12 protein-coding genes are annotated in these 12,849 nt (G+C 68.1%); 7 read left to right on the top strand and 5 right to left on the bottom strand.

The features are described from left to right. Positions 1-80: 80 nt before the first annotated feature. Both IB228_RS14770 and IB228_RS14765 read left to right on the top strand, forming a co-directional pair. Positions 81-1,358: an aminotransferase class I/II-fold pyridoxal phosphate-dependent enzyme gene (locus tag IB228_RS14770; protein WP_192199034.1), complete on the top strand. Its 1,278-nt coding sequence runs from the start codon at positions 81-83 to the stop codon at positions 1,356-1,358. A gap of 331 nt (positions 1,359-1,689) precedes the next feature. Then, entirely contained in the window at positions 1,690-2,343 is a 654-nt protein-coding gene (locus tag IB228_RS14765) for an SGNH/GDSL hydrolase family protein (RefSeq protein ID WP_192199033.1), read from the top strand. Positions 2,344-2,437: 94 nt separating this feature from the next. Here IB228_RS14765 and IB228_RS14760 read toward each other — a convergent pair whose 3' ends face one another. Continuing rightward, positions 2,438-3,229 carry a polysaccharide deacetylase family protein gene (locus tag IB228_RS14760; RefSeq protein WP_183641383.1) on the bottom strand — a complete coding sequence of 264 codons (792 nt, stop codon included), beginning with the start codon at positions 3,227-3,229 and terminating at the stop codon, positions 2,438-2,440. Between the two features lie 54 nt (positions 3,230-3,283). Between IB228_RS14760 and grxD the strand changes: the two genes are divergently transcribed. Continuing rightward, entirely contained in the window at positions 3,284-4,213 is a 930-nt protein-coding gene (grxD, locus tag IB228_RS14755; protein ID WP_192199032.1) for a Grx4 family monothiol glutaredoxin, read from the top strand. 363 nt (positions 4,214-4,576) lie between these two features. Here grxD and IB228_RS14750 read toward each other — a convergent pair whose 3' ends face one another. The 3 genes from IB228_RS14750 to IB228_RS14740 all read right to left on the bottom strand — a co-directional run bounded on the left by IB228_RS14750 (position 4,577) and on the right by IB228_RS14740 (position 6,539). Next, the gene (locus IB228_RS14750) at positions 4,577-5,116 is read right to left on the bottom strand and encodes a DUF924 family protein (protein WP_192199031.1); all 540 of its coding nucleotides are present in this window, start codon (positions 5,114-5,116) and stop codon (positions 4,577-4,579) included. A gap of 101 nt (positions 5,117-5,217) precedes the next feature. Continuing rightward, entirely contained in the window at positions 5,218-5,742 is a 525-nt protein-coding gene (locus IB228_RS14745) for a GNAT family N-acetyltransferase (RefSeq protein ID WP_343227088.1), read from the bottom strand. 20 nt (positions 5,743-5,762) lie between these two features. Then, complete coding sequence (locus IB228_RS14740) at positions 5,763-6,539, bottom strand: AMP nucleosidase (protein ID WP_183640544.1); 777 nt, start codon at positions 6,537-6,539, stop codon at positions 5,763-5,765. Positions 6,540-6,650: 111 nt separating this feature from the next. Between IB228_RS14740 and IB228_RS14735 the strand changes: the two genes are divergently transcribed. The 3 genes from IB228_RS14735 to IB228_RS14725 all read left to right on the top strand — a co-directional run bounded on the left by IB228_RS14735 (position 6,651) and on the right by IB228_RS14725 (position 9,860). Further along, entirely contained in the window at positions 6,651-8,072 is a 1,422-nt protein-coding gene (locus IB228_RS14735; protein ID WP_192199030.1) for an amidohydrolase, read from the top strand. Further along, on the top strand, positions 8,069-9,337 hold the full coding sequence (locus IB228_RS14730) for an amidohydrolase family protein (protein WP_192199029.1): 1,269 nt from the start codon (positions 8,069-8,071) through the stop codon (positions 9,335-9,337). The genes IB228_RS14735 and IB228_RS14730 overlap by 4 nt, the downstream gene beginning before the upstream one ends. Positions 9,338-9,467: 130 nt before the next feature. Continuing rightward, positions 9,468-9,860, top strand: a complete 393-nt coding sequence (locus IB228_RS14725) for a DUF1761 domain-containing protein (protein ID WP_192199028.1) — start codon at positions 9,468-9,470, stop codon at positions 9,858-9,860. A 30-nt stretch (positions 9,861-9,890) separates the two neighbouring features. On the opposite strand, the gene IB228_RS14720 is transcribed toward IB228_RS14725, so the two are convergent. After that, entirely contained in the window at positions 9,891-11,597 is a 1,707-nt protein-coding gene (locus IB228_RS14720; RefSeq protein WP_192199027.1) for a diguanylate cyclase, read from the bottom strand. Between the two features lie 261 nt (positions 11,598-11,858). Between IB228_RS14720 and IB228_RS14715 the strand changes: the two genes are divergently transcribed. After that, on the top strand, positions 11,859-12,806 hold the full coding sequence (locus IB228_RS14715) for a DegV family protein (protein ID WP_183640532.1): 948 nt from the start codon (positions 11,859-11,861) through the stop codon (positions 12,804-12,806). The last annotated feature ends 43 nt before the right edge of the window (positions 12,807-12,849 follow it).

The following is a 12,849-nucleotide window of genomic DNA, read 5'->3' as shown; positions in this document are numbered from 1 at the left end:
TAGACGCCTGTTAAACCGGGCGGCGCGCGGCTGCATAAATTTCCGTTAAGCTGGCCGTCCAACTCCCCAAAACCATTGCCATGTCTGCCCCGTCCCCCTTCCAGCTGCCCGTGCGCGAGCGCCTCTCCGAAGTCCGTTACGAAATCCGTGGCGAGCTGGCTCGGCGAGCTCGCGAGCTGGAGGCCCAGGGACGCAAGCTGATCAAGCTGAACATCGGCAACCCCGGCGCCTTCGGTTTCCGTGCCCCGGCGCATCTGCAGAAGTCGATCGTGGGTGATATCGACCACACCGACCCCTATACCCACCAGCAGGGCCTGCCGGCCGCGCGCGAAGCGGTCGCCGCCGCCTATGCCCGGCGCGGCACCCCGCATGCCAGCGCGGATCGCGTGTTCATGGGCAACGGCGTCAGCGAGCTGATCGACGTGTCGCTGCGCGCGCTGCTCAACCCCGGCGATGAAGTGCTGGTGCCGTCGCCCGACTACCCGCTGTGGTCGGCCGCCACCATCCTCAACGACGGCCGCCCGGTCTATTACCGCTGCACGCCGGAAAACGACTTCCTGCCGGATCCCGGCGAAATCGAACAGCTGATCTCCTCGCGTACCAAGGCGATCGTGCTGATCAACCCGAACAACCCGACCGGCGCCATCTATCCGCGCGAACTGCTGGAGCGGATCGTCACCATCGCGACCAAGCACAAGCTGCTGCTGATGGTCGATGAAATCTACGACCAGGTGCTGTACGACGGCGCGCGGTTCGAGCCGGTCGCGCCGCTGGCCGGCGATCATCCCTGCATCACCTTCAGCGGCCTGAGCAAGGTCCACCGCGCCTGCGGCTGGCGGGTCGGCTGGGCGGTGGTGTCCGGCAGCATCGAACGGGTTCGCGAGTACCTGCAGGCGATGGACCTGCTGAGCGCGCTGCGCCTGTGCGCCAACGTGCCCGGCCAGTACGCGGTGGAAGCCGCGGTCAACGGCCCGGACACCATCACCGAACTCTGTTCGCCGGGCGGACGCCTGTACGAGACCCGCCGCGCGATCATCGAGGCCTGCGACGCCAGCGAGCACCTGGAACTGGTGCGTCCGGACGCGGCGCTGTACGCGTTCCCGGCGGTGGTCGGCGACGCCGCCAAGGGCTTCGACGATCACGCCTTCGCCCTGGACCTGCTGGAAACCGAAGGCGTGCTGGTGGTGCCCGGTTCGAGCTTCAACGTGCCCTACCGCAACCACTTCCGGGTGACCTTCCTGCCCGAGGCGGCGGTGATGCGCGAAGTCTTCGTCCGCATCGGCCGCGCCCTGGATCGCCGCGCCGAGGCCGCCACCAAGGTGGTGCCAATCAAGGGACGCCGCCCCGCCGCGGCCTGAGCCGGGGCGCCCGTGGTTTCACCGCTTCCCCTGGCGGTGAAACCAGAAACCCTGCCTCAGTTGTGGGAGCGACGTGAGTCGCGAGCTTTTCACGGAAATTCCGAAAGGCGTCCAGCTTGGTCGCCTTCGCGACTGACGTCGCTCCCACAAGGAAAGGGATGGCGCATCGGTGGCATCCCTGCTTCCTGCTCGAACACTTCGCGGGCCAGCGGCCCCATGCGCCAGCCGCAACCTGTGGGAGCGACGTCAGTCGCGACGCCTTCCCCGCCCCACGCCATCGGGTTGGTCAGACGGCCTTTGAACCGGCGGCCATCCGGCGCAGAATGCGCGCATGACCACCGCCGCCACTCCACACACCACCGCCCTGTTGCCCGAATTGAGCTACCTGGCGCTCGGCGACTCCTACACCATCGGTGAATCGGTGCCCGAAAACGGGCGCTGGCCGGTGCAGCTCGCGCAGGCGCTGCGCAACGAAAGCATTCCGCTGGCGGACCCGCGCATCATCGCCACCACCGGCTGGAGCACCGACGAACTGGACGCGGCGATCACCGCGCAGGAGCCGCTGGGCACGCATGATTTCGTGAGCCTGCTGATCGGCGTCAACAACCAGTACCGCGGTCGTGACGTCGAGGAATACCGCGTGCAGTTCGCGGCGCTGCTGTGGCGCGCGATCGGTTTCGCCGGCAACCGGCCGGAACGGGTGCTGGTGCTGTCGATTCCCGATTGGGGCGTGACCCCCTTCGCGGTGAAGGAAGGCCGCGACACCGCCCGCATCGCCAGCGAACTGGATGCCTACAACGAGGCCGCAAGGCTGGCCTGCACGCAACGCGGCGTGGCCTTCGTCGATATCACCGCGGCCAGCCGCGCGCGCGGCGCCGAAGCCGCGATGCTGGCCGACGACGGCCTGCATCCGTCCGCGGCCATGTACGCCGAATGGACCCGGCTGGCCCTGCCGGTGGCGCATCGCCTGCTCGCCCACGCCTGATCCCTTCGCGTAGAGCCGAGCTTGCTCGGCTGCCTTGCTCGGCTGTGCCCGGGACGCAGGGCCTTCGGCGGGATTCAGCCGAGCAAGCTCGGCTCTACACGGGAGGGTGTTCCGACGGCACCACGGTGGCATAGCCTTCCCGCGCCAGCCATTCCAGCAGGCGCGCGAGAATCTCGACGTTGTGCCCGTGCGCGGCGCCTTCGTGCAGCAGCACGATCGCGCCGGGCGCGATGTCGCGCGTCAGTCGCGCCAGCACCTGGTCCGGATCGCAATCCACGCCATCGAACCCGCGCGCGCTCCAGGCGACACGAGCCAATCGATGGCGCTTGAGCGACATCCCGACGAAGGGATTGGTCATCCCCACCACCGAGCGGAACCAGCGCGGCGTCTGACCGGACACCACCGTCAGCAGCGACTGGTTGCGGCCGATCTCGTCCTCCATCGCGGCCGGACCGAGCCGCCAGAAACGGGTGTCCGGATGGCTGGCGCTGTGGTTGCCGATGCCGTGTCCGCGGCGGAGGATGTCCCGCACCTGTTCCGGCTGCGCCAGCGCCCGCTCGCCAACCAGGAAGAACGTGGCCCGGGCACCATGGCGTTCCAGCAGATCCAGCATCGGCGCGGTGTCCGCGGACGGCCCGTCGTCGATGGTCAGCCAGACCTCGCGCCGCGTCGTCGGCAAGCGGGACAGCGCCGGGCACAGCAGGGTCGCGCGGGGGTACAGGGTCGCCCAGACCACGGTCAGGTGGGTCAGCAGCATCGCCGGCAGGCCGACCCGCCATCCCCAGCGCCACCACACCGCCGCGACCGCCACTTGCGACAACGCCAACAGGCCCAATATCAGGCCGGGCCGGCGTGGGACGCGATGCAGTGTTCTTGCGCGGGTCATGCCCCATGATGCCATGGGGCGTAAAATTCCCTTTCCGCCTTCCGGTAGCCGTCCATGTCCCTCGACCCCGTCCTGCGCGCCCGTATCGAATCCCTCCTGCAGTCCAATCGCGTGGTGCTGTTCATGAAGGGCCAGCCCAACATGCCGCAATGCGGTTTCTCCGCCAAGGCGGTCGGCGCACTGGGCGCGCTGGGCGTGGACTACGCGCACGTCAACGTGCTGGCCGACCAGGAAATCCGCGAAGGCATCAAGGCCTATGGCGATTGGCCGACCATCCCGCAGCTGTACATCGACGGCGAGCTGGTCGGCGGCAGCGACATTATCGAGCAGATGACCAATTCCGGCGAACTGGCCGGCCTGCTCGGCCTGGACGCGCCGGACCGCACGCCGCCGGCGATCACCATCACCCCGGCCGCCGCCGAGATGCTGAAGAACGCGGTCGCCGACGCCGGCCCGGGCGCCACGCTGGCGCTGGCGATCAACGCCCAGTTCCAGCCCAACTTCCAGCTGGCACAGTTCGACGCCAACGCCATCGCCGCCGAGTCCAACGGCGTGCGCGTGCAGTTCGATCTGGGCAGCGCGCGCCGCGCCGACGGCATCACCATCGACTGGGTCGACGACATCCGCGGCAAGGGCCTGGCCATCGACAACCCGAATGCACCCAAGCCGGTGCAGGCGCTGTCGCCGATGGAGGCCGATGCCAAGGTCCGCGCCGGCGAGGTACTGCTGGTGGACGTGCGTCCGGCCGACGAGCGCGCCATGGCCGCGGTCGCGGTGCCGTTCAAGACCTTCGATGGCAACGGCCGCGCGGATCTGGAAAACCTGCCCAAGGACACCGCGTTGGCATTCCTGTGCCGCAGCGGCGGCCGCAGCCAGCAGGCTGCCGAGGAGTTCCGCGCCCGCGGCTTCACCCGGGTCTACAATGTCACCGGCGGCATCAACGCCTGGGCCGATGAGGTCGACGGCACGATCAGCAAGTACTGATCGCTCCATTGCCGAAAGAAGAGACGGCGCCGGAAGGCGCCGTTTCTTTTGCCGCGCGCTTGGGGACCTGAGCCGGTCCGGACTTCCCGCGGATTCTCCTTCCTCCACATGCTGGGAAGGCGGCGGCATTCACCGTTGCCCATGCACGGCGGAACGACGTGCTCCGGGTGCGGCCCCCACCCATCCTCCCCCGCAAGCGGGGGAGGGGAATGTTTTGGCTATCCCCGGTAACCAGAAAAACGGGCGACATCCTTCCCTCGCGTGCGGGGGAAGGTGCCCAAAGAACTTGCCCCGTACTTGATACGGGGGCGGATGGGGGCAGGCCGGGAGCAAAGCCGCCGTCGTCCACGGAACCCGGCCACCCTACCCGCTGAAACCACCCTCGGCCAGATAGGCGAGTTCCTCGTTCGTGGAGCCGCGTCCCAGCGCCGGATTGCGGTGCGGGAAACGGCCGAAGCGGGCGATGATGTCGTAGTGCAGCTGCGCGTAGCGGATGTAGTTGGCATCGCCGGTGGCGTTGAACAGATCCAGCGAGCGCTGCTGATCGGCCAGCGCCTCGGAATGTTCGAACGGCATGTAGAAGAAGATCCTCAGTGCGTGTTCCACGCTTCCATCGAAACCGGCATCGACCGCGCGCGCCGCGTAGTGGCGCGCCAATCCGTCGGTCGCGTAGGAGTGCGCGCTGCCGCGAAAACAATTGCGCGGAAACTGATCCAGCAGCAGGACCAGCGCCAGCGCACCCTCGGCCTGGTCCATCCAGCCTTCCAGTTCGCGGCGCGCGGCGCGGAAATGCAGTTCGCGGAACTCGTCGTGGAAGCGATCGTCGAAAGCTTCATCGCGGGCGAACCATTTTTCGTAGCCGGCATCGCGCCAGAACTCGATCACGCGGCGGGCGTCGCTCATCTCGGAATCTCCATTCGTGTCCGCCGGCAAGGCTAACCGCTGCGGCGGCGCAACGGCGCATCGGCCGCCGCACGCAGCGTTCCGTGGACGTGCCGCGGGATTCAGCCCGGCAGTGCGAGCGCCAGCAGGTGGTCGTCGTATTCGCGTCCGCCGACCTGGAACCGGCGCTCGCCGACCGGCACATAGCCGGCCTTGCGATAGAACGCGATCGCCGCGTGGTTGTGCGCGTATACGCCCAGCAGCAGGCGCGGCGCGCCCAGCGCGGTCGCCTCGTCGATGGCCGCGCGCATCAACGCCGCGCCGATGCCGTGGCCCTGGAAGCGGTGCAGCAGATAGATGCGCTTGACCTCGCGATCGCCGGGTTGCGGGTCCGACACCGGCAGGTTTGCCGGGGACAGCACCAGATAGCCCACCGGCGCCGCACCGGGCTCGAGTTCGGCCAGCCAGATCCGGAGTTCCGGATCGGCCAGCCAGCGCGCGTACAGCGCCGCCGCATGCTGATCCTGGCAATGGCGCAGGATGTCCGCGCCCTCCAGCACCCCGGCGAAGGTTTCCAGGAAGCTGGCCGCGCCCACCGCGGCCAACGCCTGCTCGTCGCCCAGGGCGGCGCGGCGGACGCGGATCACCGGCCGTTCCGTCGCCTGGATCACTCGTCGAACCTCAGGTGCCGGACCGACTTGCCGTTGCGGCGGATCAGCTTGAGCGCCTCGATGCCGACGTTGATGTGGTTCTGCACGAACGCCGAGCTGACCTTGGCGTCGGAGGCCTCGGTCTTGACCCCTTCCGGAATCATCGGCTGGTCCGAGACCAGCAGCAGCGCGCCGCACGGAATTCGGTTGGCGAAGCCGGCGGCGAACACCGTCGCGGTCTCCATGTCGATCGCCATGCAGCGCATCACCCGCAGGCGTTCCTTGAACGCGTCGTCGTGTTCCCACACGCGGCGGTTGGTGGTGTAGACGGTGCCGGTCCAGTAATCGTGGCCCAGATCACGGATCATCGTCGAGACCGCGCGTTGCAGGGCGAACGCGGGCAGCGCCGGGACTTCCGGCGGCAGGTAGTCGTTGCTGGTGCCTTCGCCACGGATGGCCGCGATTGGCAGTACCAGATCACCCAGCTGGTTCTTCTTCTTCAGGCCGCCGCACTTGCCCAGGAACAGCACGGCCTTGGGCATGATCGCGGAGAGCAGATCCATCATCGTCGCCGCGTTCGGGCTGCCCATGCCGAAGTTGATCATGGTGATGCCGTCGACGGTGGCGCTGGCCATCGGCCGGTCCAGGCCGACGATGGGCGCGCCGGTCAGCTGCGAAAAGGTGTTGAGGTAGCCGCCGAAGTTGGTCAGCAGGATGTGTTCGCCGAACTGGTCCAGCGGCACCCCGGTGTAGCGCGGCAGCCAGTTGTCGACGATTTCGTTCTTGTCCTTCATGGGCATCCTCGTTCTCGTTGTTATCAGGCCATTCTCGCACGCACGGCCTCCCGCACTTGGCAAGCCGGCACGGGCCGGGTTAGGGTCCAGCCACCTTCCGGGGAATACACCATGCGACTGACCTTGATGGCCGGGTTCGGCCTGGCTTTGCTCTGCATCACGGCCCAGGCGGCGACGCCGGCCTCGCGCTTCATCCAGGATCCCTATCCCAGCACCTATCGTCCGCTCGGTTCGGCGCCGGTACTGATCGAACACGCCACCGTGCTGACCGGCACCGGCGAACGCCTGGACGATGCCGACGTGCTGGTGCAGGACGGCCGCATCGCGGCGGTGGGGCGCGGCCTGCAGGCGCCGGAAGGCGCCACCCGCGTGGACGCGCGCGGCAAGTGGGTCACCCCCGGCATCATCGACGTGCATTCGCACCTGGGCGTCTACCCGAGTCCCGGCGCGCGCGCGCACCAGGACGGCAACGAGATGACCGGTTCGGTCACCGCCAACGTCTGGGCCGAGCATTCGGTGTGGCCGCAGGATCCCGCTTTCCACACCGCGCTGGCCGGTGGCGTCACCACCCTGCAGGTGCTGCCCGGTTCGGCCAACCTGGTCGGTGGGCGCGGCGTGACCCTGAAGAACGTTTCCGCCACCACCTACCAGGGCATGAAGTTCCCGGGCGCGCCGTGGGGACTGAAGATGGCCTGCGGCGAAAATCCCAAGCGCGTGTATGGCGGCAAGGGCGTGCCGCCGATGACCCGGATGGGCAACGTGGCCGGCTACCGCGCCGCCTTCATCGATGCGGCCGAATATCTGAAAAAGAATGCGCCGAAGGAGTCGGAACCGAAGAAGAAGCGCTGGTGGCAGCGCGGCTCCGGTGACGGCCAGGACAGCAGCGGCGACAGCGGCGGCAAGCGCGATCTGAAGCTGGACACCCTCGCCGGCGCGATCCACGGCGACATCCTGGTGCACATCCACTGCTACCGCGCCGACGAGATGGCCACCATGCTCGACCTGGCCAAGGAGTTCGGCTTCAAGGTCGCCGCGTTCCACCACGGCGTGGAAGCCTACAAGCTGGCCGACCGGCTGGCCGCCGAGGGCGTCTGCGGCGCCCTGTGGGCCGACTGGTGGGGCTTCAAGATGGAAGCCTTCGACGGCATCCAGGAAAACATCGCATTGGTCGATCGTCCCGCCAACAGCTGCGCGATCGTGCATTCGGATTCCGACGAGGGCATCCAGCGCCTCAACCAGGAGGCGGCCAAGGTGATCGCCAGCGCGCGCCGCGCCGGCATGGGCGAGATCACGCCCGAACACGCGATCCGCTGGCTCACCGCCAATCCGGCCAAGGCGCTGGGCGTGGCCGCGCAGACCGGCACCCTGGAGGCGGGCAAGATGGGCGACGTGGTGATCTGGAACCAGAACCCCTTCAGCGTGTACGCGCAGGCCGAACAGGTCTACATCGACGGCGCGCGCGTGTACGACCGCCACGACCGGAGCCGCCAACCCGTCTCGGACTTCCTGCTCGGCCAGGAGGTGTCGCGATGAGCCGCCACCTGCTGGGTCGCCTGTGCCTGCTCGCCGCCGCCGTCGCGGCCACACCCGCTTTCGCGCAGGACGTCCTGATTCGCAACGCCACCGTGCACACCGCCACCGCGCAGGGCACGCTCAAGCATGCCGACGTGCTGATCCGCAACGGCGTGATCCAGTCCGTCGGCACCGGCCTGCCCGCGCCCGCGGGCGTTGACGTGGTCGACGCGGCGGGCAAGCCGCTGACGCCGGCATTGTTCGCCGGTATCACCGAGATCGGCGTGGAGGAGGTCTCCGGCGAACAGGCCACTGACGACAGTTCGGTCTCGCTGGGCAACCTGCAGCCGATGCGGCCGGAGTTCGACGTCACCCTCGCCTACAACCCGGCCTCGGTGCTGGTGCCGGTGGCGCGCGTGGAAGGATTGGGCTTCACCCTGCTCGGCGCCGGCACCGGCGCGTCCTTCATCGCCGGCCAGGGTGGCGTCGTGCGACTGGATGGCAGCGCCGATCCGATCGGCCCGCGTGCGCTGTTCGTCCGCCTCGGCGGCGGCGCGTCCGGCCTGAGCGGCAACTCGCGCGCGGCGCAGTGGATGCTGCTGGACCAGCTGGTCGCCGAAGCCCGTGGCCGCATTCCGGCCGATTCACCGCACGCCCTGCTCACGCCGGCCGGCCGCGCCACGCTGGCGAAATACCTGGCCGGCAACGGCCGGCTGGTGATCGGCGTCAACCGCGCCGCCGACATCCGCCAGTTGCTGCGCTGGTCGAAGAAAGAGAACGTCCGCATCGCGATCAGCGGTGGCGCCGAAGCGTGGAAGCTGGCGCCGGAACTGGCGCAGGCGCGGGTACCGGTGTTCATCGACGGACTGGCCGCGCTGCCGTCGGACTTCGATCAGATCGGCGCGACCCTGGAGAACGCGAAGCGGCTGGACGCGGCCGGCGTCAGCGTCGGCTTCACCCAGTCCGGCGACGCCTCGCACAACGCGCGCAAGATCCGCCAGCACGCCGGCAACGCGGTCGCCAACGGACTGCCGTGGGAACAGGGCCTGGCGGGACTGACCCGGGTACCGGCACAGGCACTGGGCGTGGACGATCGACTGGGCAGCATCGCGCCGGGCAAGCTGGCCGATCTGGTGTTGTGGAGCGGGGATCCGCTGGACGTGATCAATACCGCCGAGCAGATCTGGCTGGGCGGCAAGGCCATGCCGATGCGTTCGCGCCAGACCGAACTGCGGGATCGCTATCTGCGCGACAGCGGCGCCCTGCCGCGCGCCTACAGCCGCTGAGGAAAGACAATCCAGCCGGCGCCAGCCGGCCGGGCCATGCGCGGCGCGGGCATCGCCCACCCCGGCACGCCTGTCCAGACACCCATGACGCGCCTACACTGGCGCGTCATCCGGCCTCGGGGAGCGGCAAATGGAGCACATCAATTTCCTGGCGGTGCTGGCCGCCGCGGCGTCGGCTTTCCTGCTGGGAGGCCTCTGGTACGGCCCGCTGTTCAAGCAGGCGTGGTGCCGCGAGGCCGGCGTGGATCCGGACGCCTCCAACGGCCATCCGGCACGCATTTTCGGTGGCGCCTTCGTGCTGAGCCTGATCGCGGCGGCCGTGTTCGCCTGGTTCCTGGGTCCGCGCCCCGCGCTGGGCGTCGCCGTCTGCACCGGCGCGGTCACCGGAGTGGGCTGGGTCGCCGCCAGCTTCGGCATCAACTACCTGTTCGCCGGCCGCTCGCTGAAGCTGTGGCTGATCGACGGCGGCTACCACACCCTGCAGTTCATCCTGTACGGGTTGATCCTGGGTCTCTGGCACTGAGGAACCGAGGCGCGGAGCCAGCGAGCGCGATCAGCCCTCGTTGTCGGCCGCCCAGCGCGAGCTCGCCGCGACGCCGGCGGCGGGGTCGTCTCCCGCCACCACCTGGTTGCCGCCGGCGCGCTTGGCGCGATACATCGCTTCGTCGGCGCGCTTGATCAGGCTGGCGACGGTGTCCTCGGCGGTGCATTCGGCCACCCCGACACTGACGGTCAGGCCAACCTCGATTTCGTCCACCACCCGGCAATGCCGCGCGATCTTGGCGCGCACGCGCTCGGCGAGCGTCGCGGCCGCGCGACCATCCACGCCGGTCAGCACCAGCACGAATTCCTCGCCGCCCAGCCGCCCCAACTGATCGCCGTACTGGAACTCCTCGCTGATCACCCGGGTCACCGCGCGCAGGCAGTGATCGCCGAAGGCGTGTCCATGGCGATCGTTGATCTGCTTGAACACATCCAGGTCGATGAACAGCAGCGACAGCGGAATGTGTTCGCGGCGGCGTTCCAGGATGGCCCAGTCCAGCCGGTACTCGATGCCGCCACGGTTGAGCACGCCGGTCAGCGCATCGCGCTCGGCGTGCTCCTTGGCCGTATCGCGTTCCTGGCGGAACGTCAGCACGCGATCGGCCAGGCCCAGCGCCATCACCACCGAGGCGTAGCCCAGGACGAAGGGATAGCCGTAATCCAGCCAATCCTGTACCGGCATGCCAAGGCTGATCCGCACCGCGCGCCAGATGCCGAATACCATCAGCGGCACCCACGCGGCCAGGAAGTAGGCGGCATGGCGGCTGCCGTTGCGCCCGGCCAGCGCCAGGCTGAGGATGCTGAGGGCGTGGGTCAGCAGGAACAGGCCATTGCCGAGATCGGGAAACCAGTCCTTCCGCGCCGGCCAGGGCAACAGCAGGAACAGCAACGCCAGCACCGGCAGGCGGATGCCGGTCCAGCGCATCCACGACGTCAATCGCGGCGTGTGCCTGCGCAGATCGGCGTATTCGATCATCAGGGCGGTGGTCAGCATCGTCGCCAGGGTGGCGATGTACCAGATGCCCGGCGCGCCGAAATGCCAGAGCACCCGCAGGCCCGGCAGGGCATACGCTTCGCCGTAGGAACACAGGACATACAGCATCTGCGCGAGCATGGCACCGGCATAGAGCAGGTAGACCCGCTCGCGCAGCACCAGCCAGAACAGCAGCACGGTCAACGACACGCCCAGCGTCACGCCCATCGCCATCATCAGCATGCGGGTGTGCTGGAGGTCGGACGCGGCGTGTTCGGCGCGCGACTCCACCTTGACGTGCAACGGGTAGCGCGCGTCCTCCACCTTCACGTAGACCGGCGCGTCGCCGGCCAGCGGAAACACCAGCGCATGGCGGGAATAGCGCGGATCCAGATCCGGGTCGAACAGGCGATGGCTGACCGGCGCGACACCGGGCCCGGTCAGGACGGTGACCCGCGCGCTGTACGGGTGGTACACCACCAGCAATGGCGATTCGATGCCGCCCTGCGGTTGCAGCCGCCACTCGCCGTTGCCGAGCACGTGCGGGCCGGGCGTGGTCGGGTTGGCTTCATCGGCCAGCGCTTGCTCGAAGCGGCGTTCGGAAAACAGGCCCACGGTCTGGTCGGCCTGTTGCGTGGCGACGACGGGCAGGATGGGATCAACGCGCGCGATGCCGCCTTCCTGCGCCACCGCCGGCTGCGTCAGCGCCGTCCCCAGCAGAATCCACACCCACCCCAGTTTCATGCCGCTCCCTGTCCTGCGGGCGGAAGTGTGGACATGGGCCCCCCGTGCCACAAGGGGAAAGACGGTTATTTTGTGATGATAGTCACACTAATATTTAGTCATAAGTCTCTGATGAGACCTGTCTGTAATCTCGTTTCTAGTGTGACGACACCCGCCATATAGTGACCGCTCGCACAATCCCACTTCCGGGACGCGACGCGGCGGACCGCTTGCGCTAGCGTGCGATGGCTGACAATGCGATACCTGCCGGGAGGGGCAAAGATGCGCATCGGAATCGTCGTCGACTCCGCCTGTGATTTACCGCAGGATTTCCTGCGCGACAACAACATCATCCTGCTGCCGATCACCGTGCGCATCGGTGACGCCGTACTGACCGATCACCGCGACGAGGAAGCGACGCTCAGCTTCCTCCATGCGCACGTGGCCGAGCGCGGGCACGAGGCCGAGACGACGCCATTCTCCGTCGCCCAGATCCGGGATCTGTTCCTGGGCAAGCTGGTGATGGACTACGACCACGTGTTCTGCCTGACCATCACCCGCACGCGCAGCCCGATCCACGACAACGCGATGCAGGCCAGCTTTGCCATCCTCAACGATTACAAGCCGGTGCGGCAGGCGGCGGGTTTCAACTCGCCGTTCGCGCTGCGGGTGATCGATACCCAGAATCTGTTCGCCGCGCAGGGCGTCACCGCGGTGGAAGCGGTGCGCATGCGCGCGGCCGGCGCCAGCGTGCAACAGATCCGGGTGCGCCTGGAGGAACTGGCCAACCACACCCACGGCTACATGATTCCCCGCGATCTGTATTACCTGCGGGCGCGGGCGCGGACCAAGGGCGATCGCAGCGTCGGCCTGCTCAGCGCCGCGCTGGGCAGCGCGCTGGACATCAAGCCGGTGCTGCATGGGCATGCCGGCAACACCGAGCCGGTCGCCAAGATCAAGGGCTTCGACAACGCGGTCGAGCAGCTGTTCCGGTTTACCGGCCATCGGGTGATGGACGGCCTGATGACGCCCACCGTGTGCCTGGGCTACGGCGGCGAACTGGCGGAAATGCGTTCCCTGCCCGGCTACCAGCGCCTGCGCGACATCTGCGCCAACCACAACGTCGAGGTGTTCGAGAGCGTCATGAGCCTGACCGGCATGGTCAACGTCGGCAAGGGTGCGATGGTGGTGGGGTTCGCCTCCGAACCGCACGTGTTCAAGCCGGCTTAAGCCTGCGTCGCCGTCATAACGGACAGCTAACGCTCGGGATCGC

The sequence above is a fragment of the Pseudoxanthomonas sp. PXM04 genome, from assembly GCF_014851695.1.
Taxonomy (GTDB): Bacteria; Pseudomonadota; Gammaproteobacteria; order Xanthomonadales; family Xanthomonadaceae; genus Pseudoxanthomonas_A; species Pseudoxanthomonas_A beigongshangi.
The sequence above is the reverse complement of the archived record's forward strand: the minus strand, read 5'-3'. Positions and strand labels throughout refer to the sequence as shown.

What these genes read in the sequence shown, in the direction of transcription:
- IB228_RS14730 (WP_192199029.1), top strand. Translation starts at nt 8,069, where the DNA reads ATGAGCCGCCACCTGCTGGGTCGCCTGTGCCTGCTCGCCGCCGCCGTC.
- IB228_RS14715 (WP_183640532.1), top strand. Translation starts at nt 11,859, where the DNA reads ATGCGCATCGGAATCGTCGTCGACTCCGCCTGTGATTTACCGCAGGAT.
- IB228_RS14740 (WP_183640544.1), bottom strand. Translation starts at nt 6,539, where the DNA reads ATGAAGGACAAGAACGAAATCGTCGACAACTGGCTGCCGCGCTACACC.
- IB228_RS14735 (WP_192199030.1), top strand. Translation starts at nt 6,651, where the DNA reads ATGCGACTGACCTTGATGGCCGGGTTCGGCCTGGCTTTGCTCTGCATC.
- IB228_RS14770 (WP_192199034.1), top strand. Translation starts at nt 81, where the DNA reads ATGTCTGCCCCGTCCCCCTTCCAGCTGCCCGTGCGCGAGCGCCTCTCC.
- grxD (WP_192199032.1), top strand. Translation starts at nt 3,284, where the DNA reads ATGTCCCTCGACCCCGTCCTGCGCGCCCGTATCGAATCCCTCCTGCAG.
- IB228_RS14765 (WP_192199033.1), top strand. Translation starts at nt 1,690, where the DNA reads ATGACCACCGCCGCCACTCCACACACCACCGCCCTGTTGCCCGAATTG.
- IB228_RS14750 (WP_192199031.1), bottom strand. Translation starts at nt 5,116, where the DNA reads ATGAGCGACGCCCGCCGCGTGATCGAGTTCTGGCGCGATGCCGGCTAC.
- IB228_RS14760 (WP_183641383.1), bottom strand. Translation starts at nt 3,229, where the DNA reads ATGACCCGCGCAAGAACACTGCATCGCGTCCCACGCCGGCCCGGCCTG.
- IB228_RS14720 (WP_192199027.1), bottom strand. Translation starts at nt 11,597, where the DNA reads ATGAAACTGGGGTGGGTGTGGATTCTGCTGGGGACGGCGCTGACGCAG.
- IB228_RS14725 (WP_192199028.1), top strand. Translation starts at nt 9,468, where the DNA reads ATGGAGCACATCAATTTCCTGGCGGTGCTGGCCGCCGCGGCGTCGGCT.